Source organism: Klebsiella sp. CN_Kp106 (assembly GCF_040064575.1).
Taxonomy (GTDB): domain Bacteria; phylum Pseudomonadota; class Gammaproteobacteria; order Enterobacterales; family Enterobacteriaceae; genus Klebsiella; species Klebsiella michiganensis.
Genome location: NZ_JBEAIG010000003.1, coordinates 82,312 through 96,872, shown reverse-complemented (window position 1 = coordinate 96,872; position 14,561 = coordinate 82,312). Strand labels below are relative to the sequence as shown.

The following is a 14,561-nucleotide window of genomic DNA, read 5'->3' as shown; positions in this document are numbered from 1 at the left end:
GGCGATAACCCGCCGCTATCAATGGAGGGATTACAGGGTAGGGTAATCGGTATAACCTTCCGCGCCGCCGCCGTAGAAGCTTTCCGGACGCTGCGGATTCAGCGCGGCCTTCTTCTGCAGGCGCGCGACCAGATCCGGGTTGGCAATATAGTCGCGACCGAAGGCCACGGCATCGATCAGGCCTTTACCGATCAGATCGTTTGCCTTTTCCACCGTGTAGGCGCCAGCGCCGATAATAGCGCCCGGGAAGCGGTCGCGGACTTTCTGACGGAATTCATCGCTGTACGGTTGGCCGCCAGCCCAGTCCGGCTCGGACATATGCAGGTAAGCAATACCGCGTTTGGCCAGCGCTTCGATGAGATAGAGCGCGTCGGCTTCTTCATTCGGGCCATTATCGACGTTCTGGAAGCTGCCGATAGGCGAGACGCGAATCCCGATACGGTCGGCGCTCCACTCTTTACTCGCCGCATCAACCACTTCCAGCACCAGGCGAGCGCGATTTTCCACGCTGCCGCCGTACTGGTCAGTACGATGGTTGGAAGAAGGGGAAAGGAATTGGTGCAGCAGGTAGCCGTGCGCGGAGTGCAGTTCGACAAGGTCAAAGCCGGCATCGCGGGCGTTGCCTACCGCCTGGCGGAAATCATCAACGATCCCCGGGATCTCGGCGGTTTCGAGCGCGCGCGGCATCGAGGTGTCTACGCGAATAGCGTGGCCGTTTTCATCACGCAGCGAGGTACGGGTGCCCGCGCTAATGGCCGATGGCGCAACCGGCGCGGCGCCACCCGGCTGGATGCTGCTGTGGGAAATGCGCCCGGTGTGCCACAGCTGAACGGCAATACGCCCGTTTTCGGCGTGTACGCCGGCGGTAATTTTTTTCCATGCGGCAATCTGCTCCGGGCTGTGCAGGCCCGGTGCGCCCGCGTAGCCTTTAGCCTGAGCGGAGATCTGGGTAGCTTCGGAAATAATCAGGCCTGAGCTGGCGCGCTGGCGGTAGTATTCGCCCATCAGCGGGGTAGGAATATCGCCCGGTTCAATGCTGCGCAGACGCGTCAGCGGAGCCATAAACACGCGATTCGGTACGGTTACCGCACCCACTTTCAACGGGGTAAACAACTTTGATTCTGACATAATGACTCCTGAGTAGACCGGTCGTCTTGAAACGGGGTAAATAAAAACGCCTGTTAAACGGCAGGCGCAGCAATAATACGTTTGGCGTGGGCAAGGGCGCTTTCCAGCGGCGTTGCGCTACGCGTAATTTTAGCCTGCAGATTCGCCCCCAGCCACAGGGAGTAAAGCACCTGCGAAAGCGTTAAGGCGTCGCCCTCAAACGCAAGGCTGCCCTCCTGACGGCCTTTCTCCAGCGCATCGCCGAGGAGAACGATGATCTGGCTGGCGCCTTTATCCATCGCGGTGCGCATATCTTCCGACAGATCGCAGACCTCTGCCGACAGCTTCACCGTCAGACAGCCGCTGATGATGCCCTGCTGGCAAAACTGCGTCAGCGTATGCTGATAGTAGGCCAGGAGGCGGTCGCGATAGTTCCCCTCGCCGTGGTCAAAATGATCGACCAGGCGCTGAAGATATCCGGCGTAGTGATGGTCGAGCAGCGCAACGCCAAAGGCTTCTTTAGAGCGAAAATAGTGATAGAAAGAGCCTTTCGGCACCTCCGCTGTTTTCAGCAGTTCGCTCAGACCCATACCGGTAAACCCCCGATGCATGCAGAGCTGCTCGCCGGTGGCCAGGATATGTTCGCGGGTGTTACATTCACTGTGCTTGTTCATGGCGCTCACTGTAATAGACCGATTGGTCTAATGCAAGTCATAATTAAAAATGCCGCCTGGCGCAGAGGCTGATGAACAAAATTTGCGTACGGCGGATGAAACGTCTTCAATAAAGAAAGAGATGAGCGGCAGGAGAGGCGAAGTGGCTGAACAACTGGAATTCTTCCCGGTACAGAGTCCGTGCCGGGGGATTTGTCAGTCTGATGAACGCGGCTACTGTCGGGGGTGTATGCGTAGCCGCGACGAGCGTTTCAACTGGCAGAAAATGAGCGATGCGCAAAAGCAGGATGTTTTGCGTCTGTGCCGTCAGCGGCTACTGCGCAAATTACGCGCAGCTAAGCAGGATAGTGCGGAAGAACCGCAGCAACCCTCACTGTTTTAAGCCTAAAATTGCGTATACTCAGGGCACTTTTTTATTGAGGAAGCTGTTATGGTTCAGCGTATTGCTATGGCTCCGCAGGGGCCGGAATTCTCTCGTTTTGTGATGGGCTACTGGCGTCTGATGGACTGGAATATGTCCGCTCAGGCGCTGGTGGGCTTTGTTGAGCAACACCTGGATCTGGGCATTACCACCATCGATCATGCCGATATTTACGGTGACTATCGCTGCGAGGCGGCGTTTGGCGAAGCGCTAAAGCTGGCGCCGCATCTGCGCAGCAGGATGGAAATTGTCACCAAGTGCGGGATTGCCACGAAAGCGCGGGCGGAAAACACCATCGGCCACTATATTACCGACCGCGACCATATTGTTCTCAGCGCGGAGCAGTCGCTGCGTAACCTTGCCACCGACCATATTGACCTGCTGCTGATTCATCGTCCGGACCCGCTGATGGATGCGGATGAAGTGGCGGAAGCCTTCCTGGCCCTTCACCATAGCGGCAAGGTTCGTCACTTCGGCGTATCGAACTTTACCCCCGCCCAGTTTACCCTGCTGCAGTCGCGCCTGCCGTTTACCCTGGCGACCAACCAGGTGGAAATTTCTCCGGTTCATCAGCCGCTGCTGCTTGACGGTACGCTGGATCAGCTTCAGCAGCTGCGTATTCGCCCGATGGCCTGGTCCTGCCTCGGCGGCGGTCGTTTGTTTAACGACGACAGCTTCCAGCCGCTGCGCGATGAGCTGGCGCGCGTTGCTCAGGAGCTGAATGCGGAGAGCATTGAGCAGGTGGTGTATGCCTGGATCCTGCGCCTGCCGTCGCAGCCGTTGCCGATTATTGGCTCAGGGAAAATAGAGCGCGTGCGTTCCGCGGTGGTGGCCGAAAAGCTGAAGATGTCCCGCCAGCAGTGGTTCCGTATCCGCAAAGCGGCGTTAGGTTACGACGTTCCGTAAACCCCATCACCTCCGCAATGGCCTACACTTAGTAGCGACAGAGCCATTAAGGAGGTGTTATGCAACGATGTATTCTCGCCATACTTACCCTGGCCGCGTGCGCAGGCGCGCAGGCGGCCAGTGAAAGCGTCGATATCAATCTTGTCACCAGCCAGAGCGTCGGTCAGGCTATCGGTAGCGTTAAAATCAGCGAAACCGCGAAAGGCCTGGAATTTACGCCAGACCTGAAGGCGCTGCCTCCCGGCGAGCACGGCTTCCATATCCACGCCAACGGCAGCTGCCAGCCCGCGATTAAAGAGGGTAAAGCCGTCGCCGCTGGCGCAGCAGGCGGGCACTACGATCCGCAAAAAACCGGTAAGCATGAAGGTCCCGACGGCGCCGGTCACCTCGGCGATCTGCCGTTCCTGGTGGTCAATAACGACGGTAAAGCAACCCAGCCGGTGGTCGCGCCGCGCTTAAAAACGCTGGATGAGGTTAAAGGGAAGGCGCTGATGATTCACGTGGGGGGCGACAATATGTCCGATAGCCCGCAGCCCCTTGGCGGCGGCGGCGAGCGGTTCGCCTGCGGCGTGATTAAGTAGTTCTTTCCGTTAAGGTGCCGGCAATGGGCGCCTGTTCCAGCTGCGACAGCGCGCACCACAGTCGCCAGATAACCGCCGCCAGCTCTTTGGCTGCCGGCTGGTGGTGGTGATTAAGCGCGTCGCAGATGCGCTGCAGCTCCTGCAGCGTCGAGGCGAGTGGCCGCTGCTGTACCCCGCGCTCGCTCATCACATCCCGCAGCAGGCTGATGCATAAATCGCGCACCTGCGATAGCGGGTCGGAACGGGTTTCCCACTCGCGAAGCTGCCACACCACGTGGGAACAGTTGAGCAAAACCACGCCCCAGCGCAGCAGCCAGCGGCGCGCCAGCGCATCCTGGCTATTGCTGAGCTGGCTGATGTGGTGATAAACCAGCGATTCAAATTCATGCTCGCTATGCTGCGGGCGGCGGCTTAGCTGGTCGACAAAGTGACGCCGTAACGCACGGATATGACGGCGGCTTTTACGCGCGTCTGAACCCGGGCTGATGATGGCGAACGCCAGCCAGGCAAGGCCGACGCCGATGATTTTGCCCAGATTATCGTTAAGAAACGATGCGTAGTCGTAGACCGGCGGGTTGGTCACCGAAATAAACGACCCCATAAATACAATCAGCTGCCCCCACAGTCCGGCGAGCTTAGGCATCTGGAGTTTCAGCAGCTGCATGGTGGTCAGCAGGGGAAACAGAAACAGCAGGAACTGCCATAAATCGGTTATCTGCACCATCAGGCCAAACTTCACCACAAAGCTAAAGAGTGAAAGCAGGATCAGGGTACGCATCAGCAGCGTTAGTGACTTAAACGGCGAAGGAGAGACCGAATAGAGCACGCAGCAGATCGCCGCCAGGGTCAGAGCTGCGGCGCAGGCCTGCCATTGGGTGCTAATTCCCCAGGCGCCGACCATCACCAGCGCGCAAAAAGTGCGTACGCCGTTCCATAAGGCTTCGGCCTGATCGGTATGGCGAGCCAGCGCTGGCGCGGAAGGTACGTTAAATTCGGTTATCGCGCTGGCGTTTTCGATGCGCCTGAGCCAGCGGCTGCTCTCCAGATAGAGACGACAGAAGTAGCGCAGACGCTTCCAGAAGGCGATATGCCGGTAGTCAGCGTCCGCGGGGGGCGCCAGCGGAGCGATGATGCGGGCAACGCTCAGGGCGTCGGCGTTGGCATGAGATAACTCGTTGAGCAACGACTCCAGTATCTCGCGGGTGCGGGCGGGCGCGGTGGGCCAGTTGAGCAGCATTCGCCGCAGGCTCGAAATCACGCTGGTCATTCGCAGCTGTTGATGCAGCAGGTAGTTCAGCAGCGGGTTTTGCCGACGAAAGCGATAGTGGCTCCAGAAAGCCTGAATGCGCAGCAGATTCATGGTCAGGATTTGCCCGATCACGCTCTCGTGCGCGGTGCGAATGGCATCGGTCGTTTCCGGCACCCACAGCAGGCTGGCGTGTTCCAGCAGGCGCGCATGCATGTTTTTCAGCGCCGTCAGCAGCGTAGCGCCATCGGAGGTGCTCGGTAAGATCATCATCATCAGCCCGCCGCACAAAATACCGACGATGACTTCGCAGACGCGCGACTGGGCGATGGTCCACAGTTCGTTCGCGTCGGTGATATTGATAACCGGGAAAGCGATAATCGCGCAGGTGTAGCCCGCAAGCTGGAAAGCGTAGGCGACGTTATTGGTAAACATCGCGCAGGCCCACGTGCAGAGGGCTATCCACGCCGAAATGCTGAACAGAAACAGCCACGGATCGTTGAGCGTATGCCCGGCCAGCAGCAGCGCCGCGCAGGCGCCGAGCAGGCTGCCGGCAATACGCCCGAAGCTTTTGCTGATCACCCCGCCGACGGTGGGAAAGCTGACCACCGCGGCGGAGGTCATCGCCCAGTAGGGTTCGTCAAGATTCAGCCAGTAGGCGACGCTCAGCGCCAGGCACATGGCAATCCCGTTACGCAAGGCATAGCGCCACTGCGGACGGCTGGCCTTAATCCACGGGAGCGAGCGCCACGTCAGAGCCTGCAGCTTCATTATTGCGCGCCGATGGCTACGGTGCAGGTGGTACCGGAGACCAGGATGGTATCCGGCGGCAAATGATCAAACTCAATACGCACCGGTACGCGCTGGGCAAGTCGGACCCACGGAATATTCGGTTTAATGTTCGCTACCAGATCGCCGCCGCTCTCCACGCTCTGGTCGACGATGGCGCGTCCGATGCTGCTCACGTGACCCTGTAACTTCTGCTTGCTGCTATAAAGAATGATCTGCGCGCTGTCACCGGGACGGATATTGCGCAGTTTCGTTTCTTCAAAATAACCCACCACGTAGAAGGAGCGGCTGTCCACGAGGGCGAAAACCGGGTGGCCAACGGCGGCGTAGTCGCCAACCCGGGTTGAGAGATTGGTAACCCAGCCGTCAACCGGCGCTTTTATTTCCGTCTGCGTGAGCTGCCATTGGGCGTGATCGAGAGTGGCCTGCGCCACGCCAACCACGGCCTTAGCGGCTTCGAGGTTGGTCGTGGCGGTATTCAGCGCGGTGTTGGCGTTTTCTAAATCTTCTGCCGAGATAAAGTTCTGTGAAAGATGGCGCCGACGGCTGGCATCGCTGGCGGCTTTTTTCTGTTCTGCCTGCGCGCGGGCGACTTCCGCTTTGGCTTTAGCAAGCTGCGCCCGGGCGTTGAGCAGGGCGATTTTATAAGGCGTGTCATCGATTCTGAACAGCACGTCTCCCGCTTTAACCAGCTGGTTGTCGCGCACGTTGAGCTGCAGGATGCTGCCGGAAACCTGGGGCGTGACGCCAACCTGCTCGGCGCGGACCTTGCCGTCGCGGGTCCACGGGGATTGCGTGTAGTAATTCCAGACCAGCCAGGCGGCAATAATAGCCAGCGCGGCGACCAGCAGCGTGGATAAGTATTTTAGTTTCTTCATGTAATGAACATTACCAGATAGTCAGTAAAACCAGCGCCAGACAGACGGAGAGCGCAAAGAAGGAGAGGTCCATTAGCAGGGGATGCCAAATCTCGCCTGCATACATCCAGTCCCGCAGCTGGCGGTGGATAATCAACCAGATAAAAAAGCCCAGCAAAACGGCTTTAAACACGGGAGGGAAATAGACAGAAGCGCCGAACACCAGGTCCTGGAGCGACAATCCGGCAGTGTTAAGACTCAGTTTCACAAGCAAAAATCCTTTGCCGTTGCAGGAGGAATGTTCAGGTTATGCGATTATTCACATTGTAAATCATTGTTCTGATTTTAGTGAATCGGGTAATTCATTTGTTTTGGTAATTTAAATGCTGCACACTATTCTAAAATCAGTATAATAACTTAGCAAGCTAATTATAAGGAGATGAAATTGGAATCGCCACTTGGTTCTGATCTGGCACGTTTGGTGCGCGTCTGGCGCGCGCTAATCGACCATCGCCTGAAACCTCTGGAGTTAACGCAGACGCACTGGGTCACGCTGCATAACATTCACCAGCTGCCGCCTGAACAGTCGCAGATTCAGCTGGCGAAAGCCATAGGTATTGAGCAGCCGTCGCTGGTTCGCACGCTCGACCAGCTGGAGGAGAAAGGGCTTATTTCTCGCCAGACCTGTGCTAACGATCGGCGGGCAAAACGTATCAAGCTTACCGAAAAAGCCGAGCCTCTGATCAACGAAATGGAAGAGGTTATCGGCAAAACGCGTGATGAGATTCTGGCCGGCGTATCTAAGGAAGAGGTGGAAACGCTGCTTAATTTGATTCGTAAACTTGAACACAATATTCTCGATCTCCAGGCAAAAGATTGACCTTAGCGAGGCCTTGAGGACTCTCAAGGCCTCTTTTTTGTTTATTCACGCCAGACCACTACGCGGTTACGCCCGCTGTTTTTCGCTTCGTACATCGCGGTATCCGCGCGCTTAACGCACTCTTCTGCCGAAACGTGCGCATCCTGCGTGGTGAACACGCCCATACTGATGGTCATTCTCTCCGGTAATCCCTCCTGCTTCTCGCTGACCGACAGGCGGATACGTTCGGCGATTGCCAGCGCTTCGTTGGCGCCGATATTCACCAGCAGCACGGCAAACTCTTCCCCGCCGATACGCGCGGCAATGTCCTCCTGGCGCACGTTGTTCTGCAACACGCTGGCAGCAAACTGAATCACCTTATCTCCCTGCACGTGACCGTAGGTGTCGTTGATGCGCTTAAAGCGATCGAGGTCGCAGACGATAACCGACAGCGGCTGTGAAGCGGAAGCCTTCGACAACCGCTGAGTCAGGGTGTCATAGAAATAGCTGCGGTTATACAGCCGGGTCAGGGGATCGCGAATCGAGTTCTGGTAAGAGCGGACGTATCTTTCGTTTGATTCGCGATAGAGTATAAAAACGTCACCAAGCAGAATTAAAATCAGAAACAGGGTGCTCAGCGTTTCAAAAAGTCGCGCCTGATTCCACGAGTGAGCGTTACCGCTAACCGTGGAGAGCAGCACCAGCAGCGTAAAGATATAGGCGGTACAAAAAAAAGCGCCGCTGTACCAGAATATATTACGCAGCCGAGTCAGGCCGATCAGTAAAATCAGCGTTAATGACCATATGATAATTAATAGCCAGCCAATTCGATTATGCCATAGTGGCGTAAAGGTGTAGGTTAGATTGTCAATGAATTCAATGCTTAGCAACGGCGAGTTGCTTGAATGAACCCACGATAATATGAGCGTTGCGGTGATAAAAATAAAACAACTACTGAGCACCGCACCGTGAATTTTTCTTGAGTGGCCGGTAATATGTCGGATGCGATATAAAATAATTGAGGTTATAAATAAAACAGCCATCATTACGTTGCGGAAAAAATAAAAAATCAGCGCGTCATTTTGATTGATCTCGCGCCCCTGAGCGCAGACCAGCCAGTCGGGATAGCTGCCTATCGTTCCCAGCATCAGCAGGGCCGAGCAGGTAAATGCGAAGGCTATCGGGGCCAGGTACAGCTGTTTTTTATCACACAGATATTTCATGCCCATAAAGCAGGCAATCATAATATGAAAACCCATCAGTGAAATAGTCAGTACTGGGAAAAGCATGGATGATGTTGTAGAGATACGATGAATTAATGAGGTAGTGATAAAATTAACCACGGCAATGGATAAGCCGCACGCGACAGCGTAAATAAATATCCGGTAGGGTAAGCTTTTTATATTAACGCGCATAGTCATCATCCCTGAGAAGTGCGAAGGTAAAACGACAAGATAGTCGTGAATGCTTTTAAATAATACTGGCTGGAGAATACGTGATGGTGGCGGGCAGAATATTGCGCGGGCGCAAATTAGTGTGTGTATAAAAGAAAAATATAAATATATATGAATTATTTATTTACGATGGGAAAATAATGCGTATTTTATATCAATAAGCGGCCCGTCCGGGCCGCAGAGAGAAGATTTAGCGCGGGGAGACCGTAACCTGGCTGCCGCTGCCGGCAATGGCTACGCGCTGGCCGACGGAGAACGGCGTGCTGCCTTGCTTTTGCACTACCATGATGGTGTTACCGTCATCTTTGCGGATTTCCAGCTCAACGCCCTGAGTTTTGTTCATCGCGCCCTGTACGCCCTGACCGGCTACGCCGCCGGCGACAGCGCCTGCCGCCGTTGCCAGGGAGCGACCCGTGCCGCCGCCAATGGTGTTACCGAGGAAGCCGCCGAGCACCGCGCCGCCGATAGCGCCGATGGCGTTGCTGTCATCTCCGCCCTGAATCTGCACCGCGCGGGTATGCACAATGGTGCCGTAGGTCACGCTCTGGACCTGTTTGGCTTCAGATGCGGAGTAAACATCGCCGGACAGGCCGCTGCTGCTGACGCAGCCTGCAAGCGTAAAACCAATCATCGAGACAGCCAAAACACGTAAAATCATTTATGAATCTCCTGTTCACCAAGAAGCGTTCTGTTGAACTTCCTTGTAGCCAATTATATGGCATTTAAGCGTCTGCTGGCATAGCAGATGCAACGACTATACAAAAAATAATAATCAGAGTCGTCTCAACCTAAACTAAACACAAGTTCTTTACCCTAAGAACCGGCAGCGCTGCTTGTATTGTTAAAAAGTATTATAGCAGCGTAGCTTTGCCCCCTCGTTTATGATGGAGTGTGGGGATATACGAGAGTCATGGAATGAAGGAAAGCGTATGAAATCAGGCCGCTTTATCGGCGTTATGTCCGGCACCAGCCTTGATGGTGTTGATGTTGTTCTCGCAGCAATTAATGAAAATCTGGTTGCCCAGCAGGCCAGCCTGACCTATCCCATCCCCATCGCGATTAAAGAAGATATCCTGGCCATCTGCCAGGGGCAGCCGCTGACTCTCTCGCAGCTGGGGCGGCTCGATACGCGCCTGGGACGCCTATTTGCCGATGCGGTTCTGGCATTGATGGCTCAGGAAAAGCTTAAGGCGGCTGACATCATCGCTATCGGCTGCCACGGCCAAACGGTCTGGCATGAGCCAGCAGGCGATGCGCCGCATACTCTGCAGATTGGCGACAATAACCAGATTGCCGCGCATACCGGCGTGACGGTGGTCGGGGACTTTCGCCGTCGCGATATGGCGCTCGGCGGGCAGGGCGCGCCGCTGGTCCCGGCGTTCCACCACGCGCTGCTGGCGCACCCGGTTGAGCGTCGAATGGTTCTCAATATTGGCGGGATCGCCAACCTCTCTTTGCTGGCGCCAGGTCTGCCGGTGCGCGGCTACGACACCGGCCCGGGCAACATGCTGATGGATGCGTGGGTCTGGCGTCAGTGTGGTAAACCCTTTGATAAAGACGCACAGTGGGCCAGCGAGGGTAAAATTGTGCTGCCGTTGCTGCAGGATATGCTAAGCGATCCGTGGTTTGCGCTGCCGGCGCCAAAGAGCACCGGTCGTGAATACTTTAACTACGGCTGGCTGTCGCAGCATCTGGCGCGTTATCCGGGGCTTCGCGCCCAGGACGTTCAGGCGACCCTTGCGGAGCTGACCGCCGTCAGCATCAGTGAACAGGTGCTGCTCAGCGGGGGATGTGAACGTCTGTTGGTATGCGGCGGCGGGGCGCGCAATCCGCTTCTGATGGCCCGTCTGGCGGCGCTGCTGCCGGGAACCGAGGTATCGACGACCGATGAGGCGGGGATCAGCGGTGATGATATGGAGGCGCTGGCTTTCGCATGGCTGGCGTGGCGGACGCTTGCCGGACTACCCGGCAATCTCCCTTCCGTGACCGGCGCGTCGCAAGCTTCCGTGCTTGGTGCGATTTTTCCGGCCAATCCGCCGCAAAATCAGAGTTAACTGAAATCACCCGCGCCGGTTTCTTCGTAAACTGGACAGCGTTGAGGGAGGGCGTTATGCCTTCCCGGACCGGGAAAGTCGAAGGCAAATTGATGAAAAAAATTCTTATTCTTGCTGTACCTTTTATGCTGGCGGGCTGTAGCTACTACAACCAGTTTGTCGAGCGGATGAATACGGACACCCTCGAGTATCAGTGTGACCAGAAACCGTTGACCGTCCATCTCAATCATACTCGCCAGCAGGTCAGCTTTATTTACGATAATCAGCAGCTCAATTTACAGCAGGGGCTCTCCGCTTCTGGCGCGCGCTATACCGATGGCGTTTACGTCTTCTGGTCGAAGGGCGATAGCGCCACCGTCTATAAACGGGACCGTATCGTGCTGGAAAACTGTCAGCTGCAAACCGCCAAACGTTGAGATTTCAGCCATGGGGGCGCACAATAACGCTACCCTTTGATTATTTTCTCAATTGCCATGTCTGATAACGACGAATTGCAGCAAATCGCGCACCTGCGCCGTGAGTATACCCGTGGTGGCCTGCGCCGCCACGATCTTCCCGCCGAACCTCTGGCACTCTTTGAGCGCTGGCTGCGTCAGGCCTGTGACGCAAAGCTCGCTGACCCAACGGCGATGGTTGTCGCGACCGTCGATGAAAACTCGCAGCCTTACCAGCGCATCGTGTTGCTCAAGCACTACGATGAGAAAGGCCTGGTGTTCTATACCAACCTCGGCAGCCGCAAAGCCCATCAAATTGAAAAAAATCCCCGCATCAGCCTGCTTTTCCCATGGCATATGCTGGAACGTCAGGTGATGGTTATCGGTAAAGCGGAACGCCTTTCAACGCTGGAAGTGGTGAAATATTTCCATAGCCGTCCGCGCGATAGTCAGATTGGCGCATGGGTGTCGCAGCAGTCAAGCCGTATCTCGGCGCGCGGCATTCTTGAGAGTAAGTTCCTGGAGCTTAAGCAAAAATTCCAGCAGGGCGAAGTGCCGCTGCCGAGCTTCTGGGGCGGATTCCGCGTCAGTATCGAACAGATGGAGTTCTGGCAGGGCGGCGAGCATCGTCTGCACGATCGTTTTCTCTACCAGCGGCAAAACGGCGGCTGGCAAATCGACCGACTGGCGCCATAAAGGACGCAAAAATGTTGTGTTAAGCGCTGGTGCATCGTGGCCCGGCGCTTTATTCTATACGCTTCATTTTTCAAGCTGCATCTTTGTTAGCTGCGCCTGCCTGGCTCTGTCGCTTACCTGAGTAAGTTCCCTGGGCTTTCACATGCTTGCCGCGGCGACGCAGCTTGAATAATTTTGCGTAGATATTTTTTTCGCGTCTGGCGAAAAGTCGTGTACCGGCAGAGGTGCAGTCGTTTTATAGATGGAGAATTTGATGGCAAGCAGTAACTTGATTAAACAATTGCAGGAGCGGGGGCTGATAGCCCAGGTGACGGACGAAGAAGCGTTAGCAGAGCGACTGGCGCAAGGCCCGATCGCGCTCTATTGCGGCTTCGATCCCACCGCTGACAGCTTGCATTTGGGGCATCTTGTTCCATTGTTATGCCTGAAACGCTTCCAGATGGCCGGCCATAAACCGGTTGCCCTGGTGGGCGGCGCGACCGGTCTGATTGGCGACCCGAGCTTTAAAGCCGCGGAGCGTAAACTGAACACTGAAGATACCGTGCAGGAGTGGGTAGATAAAATTCGTAAACAGGTCGCGCCTTTCCTCGACTTTGATTGCGGTGAAAATTCTGCCATTGCCGCCAACAACTACGACTGGTTTGGCAGCATGAACGTGCTGACTTTCCTGCGTGATATCGGCAAGCACTTCTCGGTAAACCAGATGATTAACAAAGAAGCGGTGAAGCAGCGTCTGAACCGTGACGACCAGGGCATCTCTTTTACCGAGTTCTCCTACAACCTGCTGCAGGGTTACGACTTTGCCTGCCTGAACAAGCTGCACGGCGTGGCGCTGCAAATCGGCGGTTCTGACCAGTGGGGCAACATTACCTCCGGTATCGACCTGACCCGTCGTCTGCACCAGAACCAGGTCTTTGGCCTCACCGTTCCGCTGATCACCAAGGCGGACGGCACGAAATTCGGTAAAACCGAAGGCGGCGCAGTGTGGCTGGATCCGAAGAAAACCAGTCCGTACAAGTTCTACCAGTTCTGGATCAACACCGCGGATGCCGACGTTTATCGCTTCCTGAAGTTCTTCACTTTTATGGACATGGCTGAAATCAATGCCCTGGAAGAAGAAGACAAAAACAGCGGTAAAGCACCGCGCGCCCAGTATGTGCTGGCCGAACAGGTGACCCGCCTGGTGCACGGTGAAGAAGGTCTTGTGGCGGCAAAACGCATTACCGAGAGCCTGTTCAACGGTAACCTGAGCGATTTGAGCGAAGCCGATTTCGAACAGCTGGCGCAGGATGGCGTGCCGATGATCGAAATGGATAAAGGCGCCGATCTGATGCAGGCGCTGGTGGATTCTGAACTGCAGCCGTCCCGCGGTCAGGCGCGTAAAACCATCGCATCCAATGCGGTGACCATCAACGGCGAAAAACAGTCCGACCCGGAATACGTATTTGTTGATGCCGACCGTCTCTTTGGTCGCTACACCTTACTGCGTCGCGGTAAGAAAAATTACTGTCTGGTCTGCTGGAAGTAATTGCGTAAAGGCAGGGGCGTGGGAAACCGCGCCCCTTATTTTTTGCTCTCAGGTAATCAAGATGAAGAATATCCTCGCCATCCAGTCCCACGTTGTGTTTGGCCATGCGGGCAACAGCGCCGCTGAATTTCCGATGCGCCGCCTTGGTGCCAACGTCTGGCCGCTTAATACCGTACAATTCTCCAACCATACCCAATACGGAAAGTGGACCGGCTGCGTGATGCCGCCAGCGCATCTGACGGAAATTGTTCAGGGGATTGCCGATATTAACCAGCTGCAGCGCTGTGACGCGGTATTAAGCGGATACCTGGGATCGGCGGAACAGGGCGAACATATTCTTGGTATCGTGCGTCAGGTGAAAAGCGCCAATCCGGCCGCGAAATATTTCTGCGATCCGGTCATGGGGCACCCTGAAAAGGGCTGTATCGTGGCGCCCGGCGTCGCGGAGTTTCATGTACGCTATGCGCTGCCGGCGAGCGATATTATTGCGCCAAACCTGGTTGAGCTGGAGATCCTCTGCGGGCATCCGGTGGCGAACGTCAACGAAGCGGTGCTGGCCGCGCGCGAGCTGATCGCGCAGGGGCCGGAAGTGGTGCTGGTGAAGCATCTTTCGCGGGCCGGGCTGAGTATGGATCGTTTTGAAATGCTGCTGGTCACCGCGCAGGAAGCCTGGCACATCAGCCGTCCGCTGGTGGATTTTGGCATGCGCCAGCCGGTGGGCGTCGGCGATGTCACCAGCGGGCTGCTGCTGGTTAAGCTGCTGCAGGGCGCGGGACTGCGCGATGCGCTGGAGCACGTGACCGCCGCGGTGTATGAAATCATGCTGGCGACAAAAAATATGCAGGAGTATGAGCTACAGGTTGTGGCGGCTCAGGATCGCATCGCGCAGCCGGAGCACTACTTCAGCGCCACGCAGCTTTAAGAGGCGTGAGAACAACTTGCCCGACCTGCGTCG

Annotated in this window: 16 protein-coding genes; 9 read left to right on the top strand and 7 right to left on the bottom strand. The window is 56.0% G+C overall.

The genetic code is table 11. From position 1 onward, the window contains the following. Window positions 1–30 precede the first annotated feature (30 nt). Window positions 31–1,128: an alkene reductase gene (locus tag ABLU96_RS03345; RefSeq protein ID WP_004851469.1), complete on the bottom strand. Its 1,098-nt coding sequence runs from the start codon at window positions 1,126–1,128 to the stop codon at window positions 31–33. Between the two features lie 53 nt (window positions 1,129–1,181). Next, window positions 1,182–1,781 (bottom strand): TetR/AcrR family transcriptional regulator, encoded by a 600-nt coding sequence (locus tag ABLU96_RS03340; RefSeq protein WP_025105836.1) that lies wholly within the window; start codon window positions 1,779–1,781, stop codon window positions 1,182–1,184. Between the two features lie 121 nt (window positions 1,782–1,902). Between ABLU96_RS03340 and ABLU96_RS03335 the strand changes: the two genes are divergently transcribed. Genes ABLU96_RS03335 through sodC form a run of 3 tightly spaced genes read left to right on the top strand, consistent with a single transcriptional unit; the run spans window position 1,903 to window position 3,689 of the window. After that, window positions 1,903–2,163, top strand: a complete 261-nt coding sequence (locus ABLU96_RS03335; RefSeq protein WP_162140793.1) for a DUF1289 domain-containing protein — start codon at window positions 1,903–1,905, stop codon at window positions 2,161–2,163. Window positions 2,164–2,211: 48 nt separating this feature from the next. Then, window positions 2,212–3,108: an aldo/keto reductase family oxidoreductase gene (locus ABLU96_RS03330; protein ID WP_009654772.1), complete on the top strand. Its 897-nt coding sequence runs from the start codon at window positions 2,212–2,214 to the stop codon at window positions 3,106–3,108. 59 nt (window positions 3,109–3,167) lie between these two features. After that, on the top strand, window positions 3,168–3,689 hold the full coding sequence (gene sodC / locus ABLU96_RS03325; protein WP_004119475.1) for a superoxide dismutase [Cu-Zn] SodC: 522 nt from the start codon (window positions 3,168–3,170) through the stop codon (window positions 3,687–3,689). Here sodC and ABLU96_RS03320 read toward each other — a convergent pair. Genes ABLU96_RS03320 through ABLU96_RS03310 form a run of 3 tightly spaced genes read right to left on the bottom strand, consistent with a single transcriptional unit; the run spans window position 3,682 to window position 6,849 of the window. After that, window positions 3,682–5,706: an FUSC family protein gene (locus ABLU96_RS03320; protein ID WP_025105834.1), complete on the bottom strand. Its 2,025-nt coding sequence runs from the start codon at window positions 5,704–5,706 to the stop codon at window positions 3,682–3,684. The two genes, sodC and ABLU96_RS03320, sit on opposite strands and share 8 nt — an antisense overlap. Then, a complete protein-coding gene (locus tag ABLU96_RS03315) occupies window positions 5,706–6,602 on the bottom strand; it encodes an HlyD family secretion protein (RefSeq protein WP_014229597.1) in 897 nt (298 codons plus the stop codon). Before ABLU96_RS03315 ends, ABLU96_RS03320 begins: the two co-directional genes overlap by 1 nt. Window positions 6,603–6,612: 10 nt before the next feature. Next, the gene (locus ABLU96_RS03310; RefSeq protein WP_004851455.1) at window positions 6,613–6,849 is read right to left on the bottom strand and encodes a DUF1656 domain-containing protein; all 237 of its coding nucleotides are present in this window, start codon (window positions 6,847–6,849) and stop codon (window positions 6,613–6,615) included. A 171-nt stretch (window positions 6,850–7,020) separates the two neighbouring features. Between ABLU96_RS03310 and slyA the strand changes: the two genes are divergently transcribed. Beyond that, window positions 7,021–7,461 carry a transcriptional regulator SlyA gene (gene slyA, locus ABLU96_RS03305; RefSeq protein WP_016810099.1) on the top strand — a complete coding sequence of 147 codons (441 nt, stop codon included), beginning with the start codon at window positions 7,021–7,023 and terminating at the stop codon, window positions 7,459–7,461. A 41-nt stretch (window positions 7,462–7,502) separates the two neighbouring features. On the opposite strand, the gene ABLU96_RS03300 is transcribed toward slyA, so the two are convergent. Together ABLU96_RS03300 and slyB are read right to left on the bottom strand one after the other, a co-directional pair. Further along, on the bottom strand, window positions 7,503–8,855 hold the full coding sequence (locus ABLU96_RS03300) for a GGDEF domain-containing protein (protein WP_064405894.1): 1,353 nt from the start codon (window positions 8,853–8,855) through the stop codon (window positions 7,503–7,505). 229 nt (window positions 8,856–9,084) lie between these two features. Continuing rightward, on the bottom strand, window positions 9,085–9,552 hold the full coding sequence (gene slyB / locus ABLU96_RS03295) for an outer membrane lipoprotein SlyB (RefSeq protein ID WP_004851450.1): 468 nt from the start codon (window positions 9,550–9,552) through the stop codon (window positions 9,085–9,087). 271 nt (window positions 9,553–9,823) lie between these two features. Here slyB and anmK point away from each other — a divergent pair, with 271 nt between their 5' ends. From anmK to pdxY, 5 genes are all read left to right on the top strand, one after another. Further along, a complete protein-coding gene (gene anmK, locus ABLU96_RS03290; RefSeq protein WP_032748924.1) occupies window positions 9,824–10,948 on the top strand; it encodes an anhydro-N-acetylmuramic acid kinase in 1,125 nt (374 codons plus the stop codon). 92 nt (window positions 10,949–11,040) lie between these two features. Next, on the top strand, window positions 11,041–11,364 hold the full coding sequence (gene mliC, locus ABLU96_RS03285) for a C-type lysozyme inhibitor (RefSeq protein WP_014229593.1): 324 nt from the start codon (window positions 11,041–11,043) through the stop codon (window positions 11,362–11,364). Between the two features lie 57 nt (window positions 11,365–11,421). After that, window positions 11,422–12,078: a pyridoxamine 5'-phosphate oxidase gene (gene pdxH, locus ABLU96_RS03280; protein WP_004851446.1), complete on the top strand. Its 657-nt coding sequence runs from the start codon at window positions 11,422–11,424 to the stop codon at window positions 12,076–12,078. 253 nt (window positions 12,079–12,331) lie between these two features. Beyond that, window positions 12,332–13,606 carry a tyrosine--tRNA ligase gene (gene tyrS, locus ABLU96_RS03275; RefSeq protein WP_004851444.1) on the top strand — a complete coding sequence of 425 codons (1,275 nt, stop codon included), beginning with the start codon at window positions 12,332–12,334 and terminating at the stop codon, window positions 13,604–13,606. Between the two features lie 61 nt (window positions 13,607–13,667). Beyond that, window positions 13,668–14,528: a pyridoxal kinase PdxY gene (pdxY, locus tag ABLU96_RS03270; protein WP_009654806.1), complete on the top strand. Its 861-nt coding sequence runs from the start codon at window positions 13,668–13,670 to the stop codon at window positions 14,526–14,528. Window positions 14,529–14,561: the final 33 nt, after the last annotated feature.

Coding starts and splice junctions, on each gene's coding strand:
- ABLU96_RS03345 (WP_004851469.1), bottom strand. CDS start 1,128: ATGTCAGAATCAAAGTTGTTTACCCCGTTGAAAGTGGGTGCGGTAACC.
- ABLU96_RS03340 (WP_025105836.1), bottom strand. CDS start 1,781: ATGAACAAGCACAGTGAATGTAACACCCGCGAACATATCCTGGCCACC.
- ABLU96_RS03335 (WP_162140793.1), top strand. CDS start 1,903: ATGAGCGGCAGGAGAGGCGAAGTGGCTGAACAACTGGAATTCTTCCCG.
- ABLU96_RS03330 (WP_009654772.1), top strand. CDS start 2,212: ATGGTTCAGCGTATTGCTATGGCTCCGCAGGGGCCGGAATTCTCTCGT.
- sodC (WP_004119475.1), top strand. CDS start 3,168: ATGCAACGATGTATTCTCGCCATACTTACCCTGGCCGCGTGCGCAGGC.
- ABLU96_RS03320 (WP_025105834.1), bottom strand. CDS start 5,706: ATGAAGCTGCAGGCTCTGACGTGGCGCTCGCTCCCGTGGATTAAGGCC.
- ABLU96_RS03315 (WP_014229597.1), bottom strand. CDS start 6,602: ATGAAGAAACTAAAATACTTATCCACGCTGCTGGTCGCCGCGCTGGCT.
- slyA (WP_016810099.1), top strand. CDS start 7,021: ATGAAATTGGAATCGCCACTTGGTTCTGATCTGGCACGTTTGGTGCGC.
- ABLU96_RS03300 (WP_064405894.1), bottom strand. CDS start 8,855: ATGCGCGTTAATATAAAAAGCTTACCCTACCGGATATTTATTTACGCT.
- slyB (WP_004851450.1), bottom strand. CDS start 9,552: ATGATTTTACGTGTTTTGGCTGTCTCGATGATTGGTTTTACGCTTGCA.
- anmK (WP_032748924.1), top strand. CDS start 9,824: ATGAAATCAGGCCGCTTTATCGGCGTTATGTCCGGCACCAGCCTTGAT.
- mliC (WP_014229593.1), top strand. CDS start 11,041: ATGAAAAAAATTCTTATTCTTGCTGTACCTTTTATGCTGGCGGGCTGT.
- pdxH (WP_004851446.1), top strand. CDS start 11,422: ATGTCTGATAACGACGAATTGCAGCAAATCGCGCACCTGCGCCGTGAG.
- tyrS (WP_004851444.1), top strand. CDS start 12,332: ATGGCAAGCAGTAACTTGATTAAACAATTGCAGGAGCGGGGGCTGATA.
- pdxY (WP_009654806.1), top strand. CDS start 13,668: ATGAAGAATATCCTCGCCATCCAGTCCCACGTTGTGTTTGGCCATGCG.